Origin of the sequence: Kiritimatiella glycovorans, from assembly GCF_001017655.1 — a bacterium.
Taxonomy (GTDB): Bacteria; Verrucomicrobiota; Kiritimatiellia; order Kiritimatiellales; family Kiritimatiellaceae; genus Kiritimatiella; species Kiritimatiella glycovorans.
Window position 1 is genome coordinate 750,345 of record NZ_CP010904.1, and the last position, 20,992, is coordinate 771,336.

12 protein-coding genes are annotated in these 20,992 nt (G+C 61.6%); 8 read left to right on the forward strand and 4 right to left on the reverse strand.

The features are described 5' to 3' along the window. Nucleotides 1–11: 11 nt before the first annotated feature. Nucleotides 12–1,793, forward strand: coding sequence for an ATP-binding cassette domain-containing protein (locus L21SP4_RS03195; RefSeq protein WP_052881306.1), 1,782 nt, complete (start codon nt 12–14; stop codon nt 1,791–1,793). Between the two features lie 469 nt (nt 1,794–2,262). Continuing rightward, a complete protein-coding gene (locus L21SP4_RS03205; protein WP_052881308.1) occupies nt 2,263–2,634 on the forward strand; it encodes a 3D domain-containing protein in 372 nt (123 codons plus the stop codon). A 574-nt stretch (nt 2,635–3,208) separates the two neighbouring features. Here L21SP4_RS03205 and L21SP4_RS03210 read toward each other — a convergent pair. From L21SP4_RS03210 to L21SP4_RS03225, 4 genes are all read right to left on the reverse strand, one after another. Then, nucleotides 3,209–5,854 carry an RHS repeat protein gene (locus tag L21SP4_RS03210; RefSeq protein WP_052881309.1) on the reverse strand — a complete coding sequence of 882 codons (2,646 nt, stop codon included), beginning with the start codon at nt 5,852–5,854 and terminating at the stop codon, nt 3,209–3,211. Next, a complete protein-coding gene (locus tag L21SP4_RS03215; protein ID WP_052881310.1) occupies nt 5,802–7,391 on the reverse strand; it encodes an nSTAND1 domain-containing NTPase in 1,590 nt (529 codons plus the stop codon). The genes L21SP4_RS03210 and L21SP4_RS03215 overlap by 53 nt, the downstream gene beginning before the upstream one ends. Then, nucleotides 7,388–8,731 (reverse strand): toll/interleukin-1 receptor domain-containing protein, encoded by a 1,344-nt coding sequence (locus L21SP4_RS03220; RefSeq protein ID WP_052881311.1) that lies wholly within the window; start codon nt 8,729–8,731, stop codon nt 7,388–7,390. The genes L21SP4_RS03215 and L21SP4_RS03220 overlap by 4 nt, the downstream gene beginning before the upstream one ends. A gap of 416 nt (nt 8,732–9,147) precedes the next feature. After that, complete coding sequence (locus tag L21SP4_RS03225) at nt 9,148–10,215, reverse strand: alpha/beta hydrolase (protein WP_082116490.1); 1,068 nt, start codon at nt 10,213–10,215, stop codon at nt 9,148–9,150. Nucleotides 10,216–10,525: 310 nt separating this feature from the next. On the opposite strand from L21SP4_RS03225, the gene L21SP4_RS03230 reads away from it, so the two are divergent. The 6 genes from L21SP4_RS03230 (at nt 10,526) to L21SP4_RS03255 (ending at nt 20,955) form a co-directional block, all read left to right on the forward strand. After that, nucleotides 10,526–10,981, forward strand: coding sequence for a hypothetical protein (locus L21SP4_RS03230; protein WP_052881313.1), 456 nt, complete (start codon nt 10,526–10,528; stop codon nt 10,979–10,981). Nucleotides 10,982–11,250: 269 nt separating this feature from the next. Next, nucleotides 11,251–13,710, forward strand: coding sequence for a type I restriction-modification system subunit M (locus L21SP4_RS03235; protein WP_052881314.1), 2,460 nt, complete (start codon nt 11,251–11,253; stop codon nt 13,708–13,710). Nucleotides 13,711–13,720: 10 nt separating this feature from the next. Then, nucleotides 13,721–14,998 carry a restriction endonuclease subunit S gene (locus tag L21SP4_RS03240; RefSeq protein ID WP_160300651.1) on the forward strand — a complete coding sequence of 426 codons (1,278 nt, stop codon included), beginning with the start codon at nt 13,721–13,723 and terminating at the stop codon, nt 14,996–14,998. After that, nucleotides 14,995–17,097 carry a GmrSD restriction endonuclease domain-containing protein gene (locus L21SP4_RS03245; protein WP_052881316.1) on the forward strand — a complete coding sequence of 701 codons (2,103 nt, stop codon included), beginning with the start codon at nt 14,995–14,997 and terminating at the stop codon, nt 17,095–17,097. The genes L21SP4_RS03240 and L21SP4_RS03245 overlap by 4 nt, the downstream gene beginning before the upstream one ends. Then, nucleotides 17,094–20,237: a type I restriction endonuclease subunit R gene (locus L21SP4_RS03250; protein WP_052881317.1), complete on the forward strand. Its 3,144-nt coding sequence runs from the start codon at nt 17,094–17,096 to the stop codon at nt 20,235–20,237. The genes L21SP4_RS03245 and L21SP4_RS03250 overlap by 4 nt, the downstream gene beginning before the upstream one ends. Further along, nucleotides 20,227–20,955 (forward strand): M48 family metallopeptidase, encoded by a 729-nt coding sequence (locus L21SP4_RS03255; RefSeq protein WP_082116491.1) that lies wholly within the window; start codon nt 20,227–20,229, stop codon nt 20,953–20,955. The genes L21SP4_RS03250 and L21SP4_RS03255 overlap by 11 nt, the downstream gene beginning before the upstream one ends. The last annotated feature ends 37 nt before the right edge of the window (nt 20,956–20,992 follow it).

Below are 20,992 nucleotides of genomic sequence, written 5' to 3' on the forward strand. Positions count from 1 at the left end.
CGCTTTTTACCATGGCCTTAATGACGCTCAAAGATGTTCACATGGCCTTCGGCGGTCCGCCGATCCTGGACGGCGTGGATATGACGATCGAGCCGGGTGAGCGGGTCTGCCTGATGGGCCGCAACGGCGCGGGTAAATCGACGCTCCTGAAGATCATCGCGGGCGAGTTGATTCCCCACGACGGCGAGATCGTCCGCCGGCAGGATCTCGTCGTCGCCCAGCTCGAACAGGAAGTGCCGATGGACCGTACGGGTTCGGTCTTCGATATCGTCTCCGAGGAGTGGGACCACGAGCACGAGCTGAGCCATCCCGTCGAGCGCGCGATCTCGCTGCTGAAACTCGATCCGCGGGCGGAGTTCTCGACGCTCTCGGGCGGCACGCGCCGCCGCGTACTGCTGGCGCGGGCGCTGGTGAACGAGCCCGACATTCTGATCCTCGACGAGCCGACGAACCATCTCGATATCGAGGCGATCGAGTGGCTGGAGACCTTCCTTAAACGGCGCGACGGCGCACTGCTGTTCGTGACGCACGACCGCGCGTTCGTGCGCAATCTGTCGACGAGGATCATAGAGCTGGACCGCGGCGCGCTCTACAGCTGGGATCTGGATTACGACACCTACATCGAACGGCGCGCCGAGCGCCTGAGGGTGGAGCGGTCGCACTGGAAGGAGTTCGATAAGAGGCTGGCGGAGGAAGAGCAGTGGATCCGCGAGGGGATTTCCGCGCGGCGTACGCGCAACATCGGCCGCGTGCGCAACCTCTACGCGATGCGCAGCGAGCGCGGAAAGCGCCGCAGGCAGGGCCGCGGCGCGCGCTTTTCGATCCAGGAGGCCGAGTCGACCGGCCGCAAGGTCATCACCGCGAAGAACGCCACCTACGCGTGGGACGGCGAACCGGCCGTAAACGGCTTGAATCTCAAGATCCAGCGCGGCGACCGGATCGGGATCATCGGGCCCAACGGCTGCGGGAAGTCGACCCTCCTGCGCCTGCTGCTCGGCGACCTCGAACCGCAGTCGGGGACCGTGAAACACGGCACCAATCTCGAACCGGCCTACTTCGACCAGCACCGGCAGGAACTCGACGAGAACCGCAGCGTGAAACAGAACCTGTGCGACGACAATCAGTACGTCTTCATCGGCGGGCGCAAGATGCACGTGCTCGGATACCTGCGCAATTTCCTCTTCACGCGCGAGGATGCCGCGCGGCCGGTCTGCGGCCTGTCCGGCGGTGAACGCAACCGGCTGTTGCTCGCCAAGCTCTTTGCGCGCACCGCCAACGTACTGGTGCTCGACGAGCCGACCAACGATCTCGACAGCGACACCATGGAGGTGCTCGAAGAGCAGCTCATGGACTTCGAGGGAACGATTCTGCTCGTCAGCCACGATCGCGCGTTCCTGAATAACGTGGTCGACCGCATCCTCGCCTTCGAGGGGAACGGTCGTGTCGGCGAGTACGTCGGTGGATACGACGACTGGGTGCGCCAGAGCGGCGGGCTGAAGAAGGAAAGGCCCCCGCCGAAGACGCACAAACCCGCGCAGAGCACGCAGAAGGCGCGTCCGCGCAAACTGAATAACAAACAGCGCGAAGAGCTGGAGAAACTGCCCGCGCGGATCGAGGCGCTTGAGCGCGAACTTGACGCGCTGCAGTCCACGCTCAACGATCCGGAGTTCTATCGTCGTCCGCAGGAGGAGATCAGAACCGCAACCGAACGCGCGGAGGCCATCCCGCGGGAGCTGGACGCCGCCTTCGACCGCTGGTCGGAACTGGAGGAACACGCGGGCGGGCCGTCTTGAAGGATGCTTACCACGGGGGCATGAGCAGAGGTGCCTGAACCGCCGGAACAAAAAAGAAAGAAGGGTGCAGTGGATATCATCGAAAGTATGGGTTATTCCGCTTTCTGGGTTTTCCTCGGTGTTATGTTCGTGCTCGGTCTCTCCGGGAGAATCGCTTTTCCCCGCGGAAGGGTTCGGACGGACTTCTCGAAGCATAAGGCGAGAGTGCTCGCTTCGCTCAGCACCCTCGCCTTCGTATTGGCCGCGCTTGCTTATGTGTATTGCCTGGCAACAACGGATACTGGAGCAGGGGCAAGGGACGCAGCCTCCAGCCTGATACTTCCGCTGCTGGGGCTGTCGGTGGTGTCCTCTATGGTTTACTGTGGGGTTAATTTCAGAAAATAGAAGCCGGTTTATGGCAGAACGATCATGGTCGCGCAGGAAGACCTCTGCCGAAGCCGGGCCCATTAAGCGGGAGGCAAAGCGTGATATGCGGATGACATGGACCATCACGGCCCTCGCATTTTTTGTATTTCTGTTCGCCGTGCGTGAACTGGGTGATCGATCCTTGCGCGTGACGGCGACGGCCTACACTTCGGAGCGGGCCCAGACGGACGCGACCCCGCACACCGCCGCCTGGGGCGACCGCATCGAGCCCGGCATGGACGTGATTGCCGTCTCGCGCGACCTTCTCGATCACGGCTTGACCAATGGAGTGCAAGTCAGAATCGAAGGCCTGGGCACGTATACGGTCATCGATAAAATGGCTGCGGACCAGCGACGCGCGATCGACATCTATATGGGCCACGATAAACAGCGCGCGCTCGAATTCGGAAGGCGGGAAGTGAAGATTAAGTGGTAAGGACGTGACATGGATTAACCATGAAGGACATGAAGAGCATGAAGGTGGGTTGAGGGGCGGTGAACATAATTCGTACTCTTACTCGTACTCGTATGCGTACTCGGAGCGCCGAAGGCGCGATCCCATTCCCCCTGTTCAGGGAACTCGAGTACGAGTACGAATTATGTTCTCTCTGAAACCCGATTTCGACTTCGATCCGGATTTCGAGATCCCATCCGCTGTAATCCGAGTCGAAAACACAAGAAGGGTCTCTCGCAAAGGCGCCGGGACCGCAAAGGTGAATGAGAAGAGCCCAGGCGAAGGAATCGTGCGCTCTCTCTTACGTCCGTAGTAGGCCCGCAGGCCTGCGAAGCAGGGCCAGGGCCGTTATCTTCACGCGCCTGGCCTGCCGGGGGCAGGCCAGGCGCTACTACGAACGGTATAACGCGCCTTGGCCCTTCGGGCGCTTGCGGCGCTACTACGAACGTTTGTCGTCTCCCATCCCGACCCCGGCATCCTCTGTGGCCGCTGTGGTGAATCCCCATCCCGCCTCTTCCCCAAAACGACTCCCCCCCACAAAATCCACGAATCATCGCTATTTTGCGGATTCGAGCGGATGGCCGTGTTCATCGAAGAGCTTCCACAAACCGGGATTCCCGTTCTCATCCAGCTCGCGTCGAGCGATGGAATAATGCCCGTCGGTGCGGCAGCAGGGTTCGCCGTCCGGGCCGAAGTGGCGTTGTTCTATCAGCAGGTCGCCTTCGAATGTGCATTCATAGCGGTGGATGCCCTTATCATCCGCAACGGGCTGCTCGTGCTGATCGAAATAGCTGACCATTGTGGCGTTTCCCGTCTCGTCGTATTTTTTACGGACGACGGCGTATCCCCCGGTAGTGTTGACGGGACGGCCCCGGGTGTCGAAAAACAGCCGCTCAAGTTCGCGGCCCGCTTCGTCGAGCTTCGATCGGTACCCATGGTTCCCGTCGCGATGGGTTGTGGGGGCATTCCCGGCATCATGATAGCGGCGTTCGATCTCGCGCCCCGACTCGTCATACTTGATATGGAGAAAGGTAAAGCCTTCCTCCGTGTGGGAGGCGGGCCGGCCGTGGGCATCAATGACGCAGAACTCGACGAGTTTACCCTGTTCGTTCAGAACCTGTCGGAATCCGTAGTCGTAGGTGCTGTGACGGGTCGGGTCGCCGAGGGCATCGAAATAGCGATACGTATCGCCCGTCCCCTCATAAATGATCTGGCAGCGGTGATATCCTTTCGGGTGAAGTGCGGGTCGTCCGTCTTCATCATAAAAGGACTCGGATGTCCGTCGCCCCTCATCATCGAGCGTCCATCGAAGCGTCACATAGCCATTGGTGGAAAAGGTCGGCTCGCCGTCGGGTCCGAGAAAGGTTTCCGCGATCTGGCGATCCCGGTCGTCGTGCTCGAATCGAAGACCGCAGTACCCGCCGGGCATGCGCAGCGGTGTTCCGGAAGCATCGAAGTAGCGCTCCACCTTGCGCCGACCCCGCTCGTCATAACGGAAGCGCAGGATGGCGATACCCCGGGCATTGGCGCATGGCAGGCGGTCACAGCCGAAATGGACGCGTTCGACGGGATGGCCCCGCTCGTTCCAGGAAAGACGGTAGCCGTGGCACCCCTCTTCACAAAGCATGGGTTGCCCGCGTTCGTCGTAGTACCGCTCCTCGATTAATCGGTCGAAGCCGTCGTAGATTCGTCGAACCGTGGCATACTCGCACCCTGAGATGGCCGTGGGGTGGTTTTCGATGTTCAGCCACGTCTTTTCGATTTCATTACCGCGGGCATCGTAGCGGCAGACGACGGCGTGATTGCCGTCCCGGTGCGCGACGGGCTGGTTCGAACACCCGAAGTAGCGGGTTTCCAGGATATTGCCCATGGAATCGCGGCGATAGCTGATCCGGTGTGTCCCGTCATGATCAAGAACGGGCCGACCATCGGCGCCGAAACAGCGCCAGTCGAGGCAGTTGCCCCGGTCGTCATTGACCAGACGATTGATGGCGTATGCTTGACCCTCAGGACAGACCGGATGGTCGTTCAGATCGACCCAGACCTGTTCATCGAGATATCCGTTGCGGTCGAAGGAGAAGTTTCGTCCGTGAAACCCGTTCTCGTGGAGGCAGGGGTGCCCGTGGCGGTCAAAGTAGCGCTCACGGCCGACGTTCACGGCGTCGATCCACGTATAGCGCTTTTCGGTCACTCCGTCCCGGGATTCCGGCTCGCCGTCCAGCCCCAGGTAAACCTCTGAGATGATTCTGCCCTGATCGTCAAAGGCATAGCGTGTACCGTGTGTTTCTGTGGAGGAATGGAGGCAGGGATCGCCCTCCGGGCCGTAGTGGCGGCTCTGTATCGTATCGCCGCATGGGTTGTATTCGTTGCTCCATGAGTGGAAGTTCCAGCGGTCGTCCACCGCCGGGCGACCCTGATCGTCGAACAACGTGACGGATACGATATTGCCCCACTTGTCGTGACGGTAGCGTGCCTCGCACCAGCCGCTGCGCACGCAGCAGAGATCGTTCGTGCCCTCCGCACCGTAGGAGATGGACCGCACGTGTCTCCCCCCGGAGTAGAAGTAAAGATGACCGGCTGCACCGGCGTGGGAGCGCAGGGGTTCGTAGCTCTCAAGGGTCCGGCGGCGTGCATCGCGATCTTCCCTTTTCAGCCGCAGGTAACGATGTTCGACGAGGCGACCCTCCTCATTATACCGGAAGGCGCTGGCGTGAGCCCCTTCCAGGCCGGGCAGGGGCTCGCCGTGAGCGCCGCAGTACTCGACCAGCGTTTCCATCCCCCCCGCTCCGTAGGAGATGCGCACGTATTCGGCCGCCGCCGTCACGGCGTTGGTGGTCGTTCCGGCCGCCTGGATCGCCTGGCGCTGACGCTGCGCGTATCCCCCGGCGCCGACGAAGTGTGCGAAGCGGGAGCGCGGCTGTCCCTCGTCGAGGTTCAGGGCGTTGTACTGCAGGATCCAGACGACCTTGCCCTCGGCGTTTTCGCCGATCTCATGCATCACGCGACCCTGTTCGTCGGTGACGAAACGCCACTGACACACTTCGCGCAGGAGCCAGTCGGGTACCACCCCCGTCGCATCGCCGGAGTCTGATCCCCATTCCTCTCTTCCCCAGAGATAGGTGTCGCACCAGTGATCGATCGTGGGCCGGTCATGGCCGTTCACGGCAATAACCCGGTCGACCGGCCGCTTTGGAAACTGCATCTCCGTCCAATTGAATTTCGGACGGTGCAGACCGTGGTATACAAACTTGAACGAAGTGCTGCGGTGACCCGCCTCGTCCGGGGTCAGGGGGCTGAGGCCTGCCGGGATACCGTGGCGCTTGGTGAATGTCTCGTAGTAGCGGACATGGGTCCGGACGAAGAACCACCAGCTCGAGCCGATCAGTCCCGCGAGCAGGAGGACGAGCAGCGCCGCACTGCCGGCGGCGACCCTGAAGCGCCTGCGCTCGCGACGAAGGCGGAGCCTCTCTTCGCGCGCGCTCCGCTGATTCGCGCCGCGCCCGGACGATCGGCGTCAGGACGTCGTGGGTCAGTTCGATCATCGCTACGCCGCGCACATTTTCGATGTGCAGCAGGCGTCGCTCCACCAGCAGATCCACCGCCCGGCGCGCCGGGGCGGTTTCCAGTCCCGTGCCGCGGATGAAGTCCTCGACCGGCGCGAACATCCTCCGGCCGTCGCCCGTGAGCAGGGCATCTTCAACGGCGCGCGCTACCGGGTCGGCCACCGCCGCCATGGTCGCGTCGTAAAACTCCTCGAACACGCGTCGTCCGACCCCGGAGAGCAGGTCGGCCCCGATGTCCGTGCGACCCTGTTCGATCCGGCGGCGATTGAGTTCGAAACACATCAGCGAGAGCAGGGCGGGTTCAACCAGAATGTCGTCGAGCGCGGCGTTGGGGGAAGCACCCGCAGCCATGCGCACGATCGTCTCCGCCGTGGGCTCGTCCATCAGGTGTTGCCCCGAAGCGCGCAGCGCGCCGAAGGCGGCCTCGCCGCTGAAGGGCTCCAGCCGCATCTCGTTGGACATGATCGAAGGACAGCGATCGCGGAGCGCCAGCAGCTCGCAGAGGAAATCCTCACGCAGGCTCAGCAGCAGGCGGACGCGATCGAGCTGATATTCGAACGGAGGATCTTCTCCGCGCTCGGCGGCCGCTTCAATCATCGCCGCCGCAGCCCGCGGGACGCGATGTTCCGCGAGACAGGAAAGATCTTCGAGCAGCGCGTCCACAGCCCGGGGGCAGCGGCGGCCGAGAGTAAAGGCTTCTTCGAACTGGTCGAAAACGAGCACCGGCACGGCGGGGCGGTTGCGCGGCGTCCAGAAAAAGAGGCCGGCGCGGTTAAAGGTCTCCCAGAGCGTGCGGTCGGTACGTTCCAGCGGACGTTCTTCGGAACTTTCGACGGTGATCCCCGCATCCTTCAGCGCGGCGCGGACGGCGCTCAGCACCTGGTCGCGCAGGACCTCCACGGTACAGTTCTCATCGAAGCTGAGCCTGAGGTAGACGGGGATAAAGCGCTCTTCACGGAGTTGCGGGAACACACCGGCCCTGAGCAGCGAGGTCTTGCCGACGCCGGAGATGCTGTAGAGCACGGAGAGCCGACTGCGCTTGACGCGTCGCAGCAGTTCGGCGGTCTCCTCCGCGCGTCCGTGGAAGAAGTCCCGGGACGATTCGGAAAAGGCGACCAGGCCCGGCCACGGCTGGTCGCGTGTGAGTTCCGGGGACGGGACGGCGGGACGCGTCATGCCGGAACCCCCATCAGTTCTTTCTGCTTGTTCCGGTCGGCCTTGTGCAGTTCGCGGACCAGGGCCTGGGCAGGCAGGCCGGCGGGGCAGGAGGTCATTTGGAGGCTGCGGAAGGCAAGCGGGAGATTTTTCGCCTCGTAGGGCTCCGTGTCGTCGATCACGGCGGGGAAGATAAAGCCCGGCCGGCGTTCGGCGTTGCGCTCGACGAAATCGCGAGCCTCCTTCCACTCGCGGTAGAAGAAACGGTCCTGCGAAGCGGCCTCGGTATTCGCGGATATCAGCGGCACAAACGCGGCGGCCTTGTGAATGTTGCGGACGATCTCGGGCACCCAGGCGCAGCCGGGGGCGAGCTTGGCTTCATCCAGCCACACCTCGAGCCCCCACTCATCGAGCGCATCGCGCATGGCACGCGCCGCCTCAAGGTCCTCGCGCGCGTAGCTGAGAAAGATCGCTCCCTCGGTCATGGGCGCGCGCCGGGGTCCGCCCGGGCCCGCGGCCCCCTTGCGTGAGGTCTCGCGCCAGCGGTCGCGCAATTCGCGCACGAATTCTCCGGCCGAACCCTCGTAGAGTCCCGCATCGGCGCAGTAGCGCGTGACGAAGTGGCAGAAGGAGGTGTCGTGCGCCTCCCGGCCGCCGAGGAAAAGTCCCTGGGTCTCATGACTGTTGATCGGCGCATTCTTGATCAGGCGCAGGAGGAAGCGACCGAGCCAGTCGGGATACCCGAAACCGATCAACAACAGATTGCTGGTCTTCAGTTCGTCGAAGAGTACGTTCGGCTGGCGTTCGGGATTCTGCAGCGCGGTTACAAATTCCAGTGTGTCGATCTCGCTGAGGGCGTAATTCGGCCGGGCGCTCGGCGCGCCCATCAGGTGGTAGACGATCGGCTGTTCCAGCGTGTCGAGCTGGATCGTAGAGGGCAGGTCGACGGGGGCATCAGGCGAATAGACCAGTTCGCTCGCATCCCCTAGAGCTTCGTCGAGCAGGGGGCAGATGGTCAGGTTCACGAAAAGGCGGAACGAGGTGATCTCGGCGAGCGCCCGGAGGTTGGGGCCCGGCTTGAGCGGAGCGCGGAGAATCGCCTTGGCCTTCGGGTAGACCGACTTGATGTTGCCGCCCCCGTCGAGATGGGCGCGAACGACCGCATCCACATTCGGAGATGTCCCGTTTTCGTTTTCAGGCGACACGTCGAGCGATTGTGCCAGCGTCTCGGCGAGGTAGTCCTGGAACAGCCGCACGGTGCCGTCGATTTCGACATCCATAATGCGCGGCCCGAGAACGGGAATGACCCGTCCTTCGTCCAGGAACTCCAGCACGTCTTCGATGGAATAGGTCTGACGCATACCACGCCGATCATTTGAACGGGCCCACTTAACGGCCCGCCGCATAAAGGATTGTCGCGCCCGCCGCGATAAGTCAAGATCGGGGCGGTACGTTACGGGTTCCCGGGAAAGGTGGGATGCGGGAGAACTGAGAAGGAGGGAAAAAGGGATTCACCATGAAGAGCATGAAGGTGGGTTGAGAGGGGTGAACATAATTCGTACTCTTACTCTTACTCGTACTCGTACGCGTACTCGGAGCGCCGAAGGCGCGATCCCACTCCCCCCTGTTCAGGGAACTCGAGTACAAGCATTGCTTCGCGGAGTATGAGTACGATGTGACGCGAGCGGATTTTTAATCCAGCCGCTACGATTCCGGCCGTTCCGCAAGAATCCATGAAGAACCCTGTTTTTCCTCAAACGAAACACCCGCATCCGCCTCATACATCCAGGTGTTGTTTGATAAATGCGGCGATAGCGTCAAATGCAGCTTCATGGTTTTTATAGTCGCGGTCCATCCGGCGCACGCATTCGACACCGACTTTTTCCGCCTTCTTCTCCAGGTATCGGCCGAAGTTCGAATGATGGATATTGCCCGGGACGCTTTGTTTTTCGAAATGAAAAGAGAATACCGGCGGGTCGCCGGCGTCCAGATGGGTTACGGGCGAAGCGTCTTTAAACAGCGCATCCTGTTCCGGCGTAATCCGGGCGGTGTCGAGCGACCAGTTCTCCGGAAGGCCGTAGAAGGCCGGCAGCGCGTCGTGCCGACCGGTCATTCCCGGGATGATCTCACGAATCACACGCGGGTCGTACGTCGACTGCATATTGTACGCGAGGACGCAGGAGAGGCGGGTCGACTGGCGCTCGATCGGATCGCTGCTCGCCGGATCGGCGAGATCATCATGGAACCCCAGCCACTGCGCGATTCCCGACCCGGCCGAGCCCCCGCCCGCGGCCACACGCCGCGGGTCGATAGCCCATTCCTCCGCCCTGGAACGCAGAAACTGGATGGCGCGCGCGCTGTCCTCCATCGGTTGCGGGTACGGTCCGAGGTGCGTGAGACGATAATTGACCGACGCTACGGAAACGCCGGACTCCAGAAGCCTCTCCATCAGTTCCCGGGGAATCCCGGACTTGTCGCCGCCCCGGAATCCTCCCCCGTGAAACCAGACGAACAGCGGCGCGGGCCGGTCCGACGCCGCTTCCCAGAAGTCGAGCACCATGCTCTCGTGCTCGCCGTAGCAAACGTCGCGGTGCGTGGGGGGCACACGATATGGCCGTTTCTTCCGGCCCCTCTCGCGGCGCGAGGCCCGAACCTCGTTCTCCGTAAGCATCCCATCGCGGTTTCGATCGAGCCCCGGCCTGCGCTCAAGCAGTTTGCGGAGACCGGCGTGGTTTTCGGAAGTCCGTGCACCCTCACTTCGCAACCCACCCGGACCCGCCAGACACAGTAAGGCGATCAGCCCTATCCGTATCCTCGTTCCCATCGCATGAATCTCTGGTGTCATGATGGAGCGGCCCTCCTTTTGTCTGCTCGCGAACTATGGGGCGAACCCTTTCGTTTGCGTGCTCTCCCGCGGGGTCTCTTTCAACCCCCGCGTCGCGATGACCGGAGTCGAGCCTACCCGAGCAATGCCGGGAGAGAAAGGGGTTTCCATAAAGGGGGGATGATCATTGCAAAACGGAACAGGTAGCGCCGTATCCGGATTGACGAAGTCGGCTGAGATATTCGTCTTTGTGTATTACTCGCAATGAGTTAGATTCGGGTTTGGCGCGGGTGGTTCAGGTTGCGCCTCTTAACCCCGGGAGAGATACAATATGGCCCTGAAGGACGAGCTTAAAAAATTGATCATCACCGAAGCCCGTCGGGAAATCCGCAGCGAGCTTCAGTCCGTAAAGAGCATGAACAATCGGCAGAAGAAGCATATCGCCAATCTGCGGCGTCAAATCGATGCCCTCGAAAAAAGGATGAAGGCGCTTGAGAAACGGGTGCCGGAAGAACCGGCCGGTCTTGAGGTCCCGGGTGAAGAGGTCGGCGGCTGGCTCACGGGCAACGGTGTAAAGGCGGCCCGGGAACGGTTCGGATTCAGCCGGGCGCAGATGGGGACCCTGGCCGGGGTAAGCGATCAGAGCATCCTTAACTGGGAAAACCGCGGCCGTAAAAAGATCGAATTCAGAAGTGCCGAGACCCTGGCCCGGATGAAGGCGATTGTGGCTCTGGGCAAGCGTGAGGCCCAAAGTGAACTGGAGCGAATGGAGGCGGCGCAGGGCTGAGCTTTTTTGAAACCTGTCATCCGTGGTCGTTCCCGCCTGTTCGAAAACGCAAGACATGACTCTCGCAAAGATCGCAAAGAGAAATGAGAATCGCATAGGCAAGGGAATCGTGTTTTCCGAATGAAGAAATTCCCTGGCCACCTTGGCGGCCTGGCGGGAGAAAAACAGGTTCGAACCAGTCACTTCAGCGGACGGAGTCCCGCCGCTGAGTTCAACCGTTATGCACAATAGTAATAGCGGAAAATATGCAGATAGGGAACGGACATTAAATGGCACTGAAAAAATCCCAACTCTACACCTCCCTCTGGCAGTCCTGCGACGAGTTGCGCGGCGGCATGGACGCCTCCCAGTACAAGGACTACGTCCTGACGCTGCTGTTCATGAAGTACGTCAGCGACAAGCAGGATTCGCTGATCGAGGTTCCCGAGGGCGGCAGCTTCCAGGACATGGTAGCGCTGAAGGGCGACAAGGAGATCGGCGACAAGATCAACAAGATCATCGGGCGCTTGGCCGAGGCCAACGATCTCAAAGGCGTCATCGACCAGGCGGACTTCAACGACGAGACCAAACTCGGTTCCGGCAAGGACATGCAGGACCGGCTCTCCAAGCTCGTGAGTATTTTTGACCAGCTGGATCTGGGCGCCAACCGCGCCGACGGCGACGACCTGCTGGGCGACACCTACGAGTACCTGATGCGCCACTTCGCCACCGAGTCCGGCAAGAGCAAGGGCCAGTTCTACACCCCCGGCGAGGTCTCGCGTGTGATCGCCCAGGTGGTGGGTATCGGCCCGGATACGCGCCAGGACGAGACGCTGTATGACCCCACCTGCGGCTCGGGCTCGCTGCTGCTGCGCGCCGCTTACGAGGCCCCGCAGGGTCTGAGCATCTACGGCCAGGAAAACGACAACGCCACCTGGGCGCTGGCGAAGATGAACATGATCCTGCACGACTACCCCACCGCCGAACTGTGGCGGGACAACACCCTCTCGCGCCCCTATTTCAAGAGCGCCGACGGCCGCCTCAAGACCTTCGACTACGCCGTCGCCAATCCGCCGTTCTCCGCCAAGTCCTGGACCAACGGCCTGGACCCGGCCAACGACGAGTTCGACCGCTTCGAATACGGCATCCCGCCGGCCAAGAACGGCGACTACGCCTTTTTGCTGCACCTGATCAAGTCGCTCAGGTCCACCGGCAAGGGCGCCATCATCCTGCCCCACGGCGTGCTGTTTCGCGGCAACAAGGAGGCCGACATCCGCCGCAAGCTGATAAGCCGCGGGCTGATCAAGGGCATTATCGGTCTCCCGGCCAACCTCTTCTACGGTACCGGCATCCCCGCCTGCATCCTGGTCATCGACAAGCAACAGGCCGCCGGCCGCGAGCACATCTTTATGGTCGACGCCAGCCGCGAGTTCATCAAGGACGGCAACAAGAACCGCCTGCGCTCGCGCGACATCCACAAGATCGTGGACGTATTCAACCACCAGCGCGATCTGCCCGGCTACGCCCGCCAAGTGCCGCTGGCCGAAATCGCCTCCGAGGCCAACGACTCCAACCTCAACATCCCGCGCTACATCGACACGGGCGAGGCCGAGGACCGCCACGACCTCGGCGCGCATCTCAACGGCGGCATCCCCCAGCGCGACGTGGACGCGCTGGCACCCTACTGGTCCGTACTGCCCGGCCTGCGCGAGGCCTTGTTCAAAGACAACGGCCAGCCCGGCTACCTGGAAGCGAAGGTCGAGACCCGGCAAGTCAAGCCCACCGTGCTGGCGCACCCCGACTTCCAGGCCTTCGCGGGCACCGTCAGCGGCGTCATCAACGCCTGGCAGGCGGCCCATCGCTCGGCACTGCACGCCCTGCAAGCCGGCGACAAGCCCCGGGATGTGATCCACGCCCTGTCCGATGACCTGCTCCAGCGCTTTGCTGAGATACCACTGCTGGACCGCTACGCCGTCTACCAGCGCCTGATGGACTACTGGGCCGACGTCATGGCCGACGACGCCCACCTCATCGCCGCCGAGGGCTGGCAGGACGCCGCCCGCCCCCGCGGCGTCATCGACAACAAGGAACGCAAGATCAAGGAAGCCCCCGACCTCACCATCGGCAGCGGCAAAAAGGCCAGGAAATACAAGCTGGACCTGATCCCGCCCGCGCTGGTCATCACCCGCTACTTCGCCGACCAGCAGGCCAGGCTCGAAACACTACAGGCCGAGCAGGAAACCGCCACCCGCGAGCTGGAGGAATTCATCGAGGAACAGGCGTCGATGGATGGGGGCGAGGAAGACCCCTTGAGCGAGGTCAAAAACGACAAGGGCAAGGTCACCAAAACCGAGATCCCCAAACGCCTCAAGGCCCTCAAGGGCGAGCCGGACAGCGCCGACGAGATCGCCGCCCTCAAGCAGTGCAAAACGCTCATGGAGGCCGAGGCCAGCGCCAAGACGGCCGTCAAGAACGCCCAGGCCGAGCTCGATCAGGCCGTGCTCGCCCGCTACGAATCCCTCACCGAGGACGAGATCAGGCAGCTCACGGTGGACGACAAATGGCTGGCCGACATCCGCGCCGCCATCGAATCCGAAGTCGAGCGCATCACCAACCAACTCGCCGGCCGCGTCCGCGAGCTGGAAGAACGCTACGCCGAGCCCTTGCCGGCCATCGAGCGAGAGGTCGAGGACCTGGCCGCGCGGGTCACCGGCCACCTGGAGAAAATGGGGGTGCGGGTCGATGGTTGAGCGGAGCGAGATGATGGAACAGGAGGCCATGCGGGATGCGTCGCTCGCTTACTCGGTAGAGGCCAGGACGGCTATCGCAGAGGATGTGCCGCCTGGGTACAAGCGGACTGAAGTGGGGGTGATTCCGGAGGATTGGAGCGTCAAGACGGTAAGTGAATTCGGTCAAGTGATCACAGGAGGAACCCCTTCCACGAAAGTGCGGGCTTACTGGGGAGATGCTTATCCGTGGGTAACGCCAACAGATATATCTACAAACAAAGATATTTGCTCTACTGAGCGGCACTTGAGTGAGGCTGGGTTCAGAGTAATGCGGGGGCTCCCGGCGAATACGGTGCTAGTTACATGCATTGCTAGCATTGGAAAGAATGCAGTTCTGAGAACGCCAGGATCCTGTAACCAACAAATCAACGCTGTGATCCCTGACCGAGACTATGACTCTGACTTTCTGTACTACCTCTTTGAGTTCTCCAAAAACTACTTGATCGGAAGCGCGGGGACTACTGCTACAAGTATCATTTCCAAAAGTCTATTCAGCAGTTTGGCCTTTGCTCTACCTGCCATCCGTGAACAACGCGCCATCGCCACCGCCCTGTCGGACGCGGACGCGCTGATCGAATCCCTCGACCGCCTGATCGCCAAAAAGCGCGCCATCAAACAGGCCGCCATGCAACAACTCCTCACCGGCCAGACCCGCTTGCCGGGCTTCACCGGCGAATGGGAGACGACGCGGTTGGGGGAGATTGCTGAGATTGTCATGGGGCAATCCCCAGGTTCTGCCTTCTACAACGCGAAAGGGGAAGGGCTACCGTTAATACAAGGCAATGCTGATATTGAGAACCGTCAGACGATTCGACGGATAAGCACTACCCAGATCACCAAGAAAGGCAGGCGAGGGGATATTCTTTTGTCAGTGCGCGCGCCAGTCGGCGAAGTCTCGCGCGCAACCTTCGATGTTTGCTTAGGCCGCGGTGTCTGCGCCCTGCGATTTCCGACCGATTTCTTATTTCACTACTTGGTTTACCTGGAGCCCTCATGGGGAAAGCACTCAAAAGGATCAACTTTTGATTCAGTGAACTCTGCCGACATTAAGGCCCTGGAGGTCGCGCTACCAGGCACCGAAGAACAAACCGCCATCGCCACCGTCCTCTCCGATATGGACACCGAAATCGAAGCCCTGGAGCGCCGCCGCGACAAAGCCCGACAGATCAAGCAGGGCATGATGCAGCAGCTCCTCACCGGCCGGGTGCGGTTGGTGGAACCGGAATCACCCACGGAGGCAAAGGCATGAAGGCCACGGAAGCCAAGTTGCTCGATTTCCTCAAGAAGTCGCCGCAGTTCATTATTCCGATCTACCAGCGCACCTATTCCTGGACGGAGCCGCAGTGCCGGCAACTCTGGGACGATGTGCTTCGGGCCGGATCGAACGATGCCATCAGCGCACACTTCATCGGCTCTATTGTTTACATCGAACAGGGCTTGTATCAGGTGTCCAGCCAGTCGCCGCTGCTCGTTATTGACGGCCAGCAACGGCTGACCACGGCCATGTTGATGATTGAGGCGCTATGCCGCCATCTGGGCGATGAGGAGCCGATTGACGGCTTTTCGGCGAAGAAGTTGCGTAATTACTACCTGCTGAATCCGCTCGAGGAGGGGGAGCGTGGGTTCAAGCTGCTGCTGACAGAAACGGACAAGGACAGCCTGCTGGCGCTCTTTCGGCAGAAGCCACTCCCGGCAGATGGTTCTCTGCGGATCCAGGAGAACTTTGAATGGTTCGAGCAGCAGGTGAATCGACTTGAGGATTTGGTCCCCTTGTGTCGTGGGCTGGCCAAGCTGGTGATCGTGGATATTGCCCTGAGCCGCGACCAGGATAACCCCCAGCTCATCTTCGAAAGCATGAACTCCACCGGCCGGGAGCTGAGCCAGGCCGACCTGATCCGCAACTTTGTGCTGATGGGGCTTGAGCCGGAGCACCAGCGCCGACTCTATGAGGACCTCTGGCGCCCGATGGAGCTGAACTTTGGCCAAGAGGGCTACGGCGCCCATTTCGACTGGTTCATGCGCCATTATCTGACAGTGCGAACCGGCGATATTCCGAAAATCGGTGATGTGTATGAAGCCTTCAAGGCCTACGCCCGCGCGCCGAAACAGGCAGAACAGGGCGTAGATGCATTGGTGGCGGATATCCACGCCTTTGCCGGATTCTACTGCGCCATGGCGCTGGGTAAGGAAAACGACAAATTGCTCGCAGAAGCGTTCCGTGACCTGCGCGAACTGAAGGTCGATGTGGCGTATCCGTTCCTGCTGGAACTTTACACGGATTATGAAAACGGACTCTTGTCACGGGAGGATTTTGCTGCGGCCGTCCGGCTGGTGGAGGCCTATGTGTTTCGCCGCGCCGTCTGTGCAATTCCCACTAACTCTCTGAACAAGACGTTTGCCAACCTTGGGCGCGGCCTGAAAAAGGATCGGTACCTGGAAAGCATTCAGGTGCACTTTTTGAATCTGCCCTCGTATCGCCGCTTTCCGAGAGATGATGAATTCCGGCGAGAGCTGGCGACCCGTGACCTGTATAACTTCCGGAGTCGCAGCTACTGGTTGCGGCGGCTGGAGAATCACGACCGAAAGGAAAGGGTGCCGGTGGATGAATATACCATCGAGCATATTCTGCCGCAGAACGACAACTTGTCCCCGCAGTGGCGGCAGGCCCTTGGGGAGGAGTGGCAACGCATTCAGGAAACCTGGCTGCACAGCCTGGGTAACCTGACCCTCACCGGCTACAACGCCGAGTACAGTGATCGACCCTTTACCGACAAGCGCGACATGAAAGGGGGCTTCAGACAAAGCCCTTTGCGAGTGAACGAGGGACTTGGGTTACTTGAGACCTGGAACGAGCAAGCTATAAAGGAGCGGGCGCAACGATTGGCGGAATGGGCCATCAAGGTCTGGCCCGCGCCCCGGGTCGACGACGACGTGCTGGCAGCGTATCGGACAGAGAAAGCGCCCCAGGCGACCTATAGCCTAAGCGACCACCCTCAGCTTATTGAAGGCAAGCCCATGCGGGCGCTGTTTGAGGCGTTACGCAAGGACGTCCTGGCGTTGGACCCTGGCGTCACCGAGGAGGTCCTAAAGCTCTATATCGCTTTCAAGGCTGAGAGCAACTTCGTCGATGTGGTGCCACAAAAGAGCCGTCTGCGCTTGTCGTTGAACATGGCCTTCCATGAGTTGCATGATCCGAAACAACTGGCGAAGGACGTAACCAACCTTGGGCGCTGGGGTAACGGGGATGTGGAAGTCGGGCTGAGCTCGCCGGATGACTTGCCCTATGTAATGGGGCTGGTGCGCCAGGCCTTCGAGAAGCAGATGGGTGATATGGAGGTCATGACATGAGTCAGGTCGGCCAACGCGAACGACAAACCCAGCAGCAGGTGCTGCGCTTTTTCCAGGACGAGCTGGGGTACCACTACCTGGGGGACTGGAAGGATCGCGACGGCAACCGCAATGTCGAGGAAGGCCCGCTACGCGACTGGCTGGCGCGGCAGGGCCACGACGACAATGTCATCACCAAGGCGCTGCGCGAGCTGGACCAGGCGGCGGCGATTGGCGGCAGCAAGACCCTGTACGACGCTAACCGCGCCGTCTACGAAAAGCTGCGCTACGGCGTGCACGTCAAACCGTCGGTGCAGGAGCAGACGGTCACCGTCTGGCTGATTGACTGGGCGAACCCCGAGAACAATGACTTCGCCGTGGCCGAGGAGGTCACGGTGGTCGGCGCCAACACCAAGCGCCCGGATGTGGTGCTTTATGTCAACGGCATTGCTCTTGGGGTGCTGGAGCTCAAGCGCTCCACCGTGGCGGTGGCCGAGGGCATGCGCCAGAGCCTGGACAACCAGAAGCGGGATTTTATCCAGCCGTTTTTCGCCACCGTGCAGCTTGTCATGGCCGGCAACCCCAGCGAGGGCCTGCGCTACGGAGTGATCGAAACGCCCGAGAAGTTCTGGATGGAGTGGAAGGAGCCGTCGGAGATTGAGGATCCACTGGAGCGTGGGTTGCACCAGCTCTGCCGCAAGGAACGGCTGCTGGAGATCGTCCACGACTTCATGGTCTTTGATGCCGGCACCAAGAAGACCTGCCGGCACAACCAGTTCTTCGGCGTGCGCGCCGCGCAGGACCATGTGCGCCGGTGCCAGGGCGGCATTCTCTGGCACACCCAGGGCAGCGGCAAGTCGCTGATCATGGTGTGGCTGGCGAAATGGATTCGCGAGAACGTGAGCGACGCCCGGGTGCTGATCATCACCGACCGCACCGAGCTGGACGAGCAGATCGAGAAGGTGTTCAAGGGCGTGGATGAGCAGATCCACCGCACCAAGAGCGGCGCGGACCTGATCGACGTGCTCAACCGCTCTGATGAGTGGCTGATGGCCTCACTGATCCACAAGTTCGGCGCCTCGGAGGAAGGCGACGTGGAGGCCTTTATCCAGGACCTGCGCCGCCACCTGCCGAAAGGCTTTGCGGCCAGGGGTAATTTGTTCGTGTTCGTGGATGAGTGCCACCGCACCCAGTCCGGCAAGCTGCACGAGGCGATGAAGGCCCTGCTGCCCGAGGCGATGCTGATCGGCTTTACCGGCACGCCGCTGTTAAAGCAGGACAAGCGCACCAGCCTGGAAGTCTTCGGCCCCTACATCCACAGCTACCGCTTCGACGAGGCGGTGCGCGACGGCGTCGTGCTGGACCTGCGCTACGAGGCGCGGGACATCGACCAGCACGTCACCTCGCAGGACAAGATCGACCAGTGGTTCGACCGTAAGACCCAGGGCCTGAACGACTACGCCCGCGCCCAGCTCAAGAAACGCTGGGGCACGCTGCAGAAGGTGCTCAGCTCCCGGGACCGGCTGGAGAAGATCGTCTCCGACATCCTCTGGGACATGGCCACGCGCGACCGGCTGATGAGCGGGCACGGCAACGCCATGCTGGTGGCCGGCAGCATCTATTCGGCCTGCCGGCTGTTCGAGATGTTCGAGCAGACCGAGCTGAAGGGCAAGTGCGCCATCGTTACGTCCTATGTGCCGTCCACGGCCGACATCAAGGGCGAGGCCACCGGCGAGGGCGAGACGGAGAAGCTGCACCAGTACGCCATCTACCGCCGCACGCTGGCCGAGCATTTCAACGAGCCGGAGGAGACGGCCGTCAACAAGGTGGAGACCTTCGAGCAGGAGGTGAAAAAGCGCTTCATCGACGAACCCGGCCAGATGAAGCTGCTGATCGTGGTCGACAAGCTACTCACCGGTTTCGATGCGCCGCCGGCGACCTACCTCTACATCGACAAGCAGATGCGCGACCACGGCCTGTTCCAGGCCATTTGCCGCGTGAATCGCCTGCACACCGAGGACAAGGACGTCGGCTACATCATCGACTACAAGGACCTGTTCAAGTCCCTGGAGCAGTCCATCCAGGACTACACGGGCGGCGCCTTTGATGCCTTTGACGCCGAGGATGTGGACGGGCTGCTGGAGGACCGGCTGGACAAGGCGCGCGAACGGCTGGAAGAAACCCGCGAAGCGGTCAAGGCCCTGTGCGAGGCGGTGGAGCCGCCCAGGGACAGCGCCGCTTACCGGCGCTATTTTGTCGGCCCGAGCAACGCGCCCGAGGTGCAGAAGGGCAACGAGCCGAAACGCCTGGCCCTGTACAAACACGTCGGCGCCTTCCTGCGCGCCTACGCTGACCTGGGCAACGAGATGCAGCGGGCCGGTTACAGCCAGGCCGAGGCGGCCGCGATCAAGGCGGAGGTCGAACAGTACGAAAAGGTCCGCGAGGAGGTCAAGCTGGCCAGCGGCGACTACATCGACATGAAGATGTACGAGCCGGCCATGCGCCACCTGCTGGACAGCTACATCCGCGCGGAAGAGAGCGAAAAGCTATCCGCGTTTGACGACATGACGCTGGTGGAGCTGGTGGTGGAGCGCGGCGAGGCGGCGGTCGACAGCCTGCCGGCGTCGATTGCCGGCGACAAGGAAGCGATGGCCGAAACCATCGAGAACAACGTGCGCCGGCTGATCATCGACGAGATGGCGGTCAACCCGAAGTACTACGAGAGGATGTCAGAGCTGCTCGACGCCCTGATCGAGCAGCGCCGGAAGGAAGCGCTGGATTACAAGGAGTACCTGCGCCGCATCGTGGAGCTGACGCGACAGGCGGCCCAGCGGGAAGACACAAGCCGCTATCCCACCGGCATCGACACCCCGGCGCAACAGGCCCTGTACGACAATTTGGGTGATACGGCGTCTTCGGCAATGGCAGAGGCAACTGCCCCCTATGGTGGTACACGACCGGCCTCAGCGAGGGTACGACTAGCGCTCGACTTGGACCATGCCATCCGGGCAATCAAGAAGGCTGACTGGCGGGGCAATACGTTCAAGGAGCGCGAGGTGCGCAACGCCATCGCCTCGGTGCTGGAGGCCCGGGTGCGCGAGACCGATATGCCTGACGTGGATGCTGTCCTCGAACTGGTGAAGAACCAGAATGACTACTGAGCGCAGCCGGATCGAGGTGAGCGGTATCCCGGTGGAGATCCGCCGCAAGGCGATCAAGAACCTCCACGTGGGCGTCTACCCGCCGGACGGAAAAGTGCGGGTGGCCGTGCCCCCGCACCTGGACGACGAGGCCGTGCGGCTGGCCATCGTCTCGCGCCTGAGCTGGATTCGCCGCCAGCAGCAGGGATTTGCGGATCAGCAACGCCAGTCCCAGCGGGAGATGGTGAGCGGCGAAAGCCACTACGTCGAGGGCAAACGCTACCGTCTGAATGTGTTGGAACGGCCGGGCAACCCGCGTGTGCGTGTGGTCGGCAACACCACGCTGGAGCTGCTCGTGCCGCCGGGGCTGGATCGCAGTGCCCGGCAAAGGGTGCTGGAGCGTTGGTATCGGCGTCAGCTCAAGGCGCGCATTCCGGGACTGCTGGCGCACTGGCAGTCGGTGGTGGGTGTCGATGTCGCCGATTGTCGTGTCAAACGCATGAAGACACGCTGGGGGAGCTGCAATATCGAGGCGAAGCGGATCTGGCTGAACCTGGAGCTTGCCAAGAAACCGCCCCTGTGCCTGGAGTACATCCTCGTTCACGAGATGGTGCATCTGCTGGAGCGCCACCACACGGACCGCTTTCGGGCATTGATGGATCAATGCATACCGGATTGGCGCCTGCACAGGGATGCGTTAAACGACGCCCCGCTATCGCATGAAGAATGGCGTTATTGAAGAGCTGCGCATACCAATAGCGTCAACTCGGACCGGC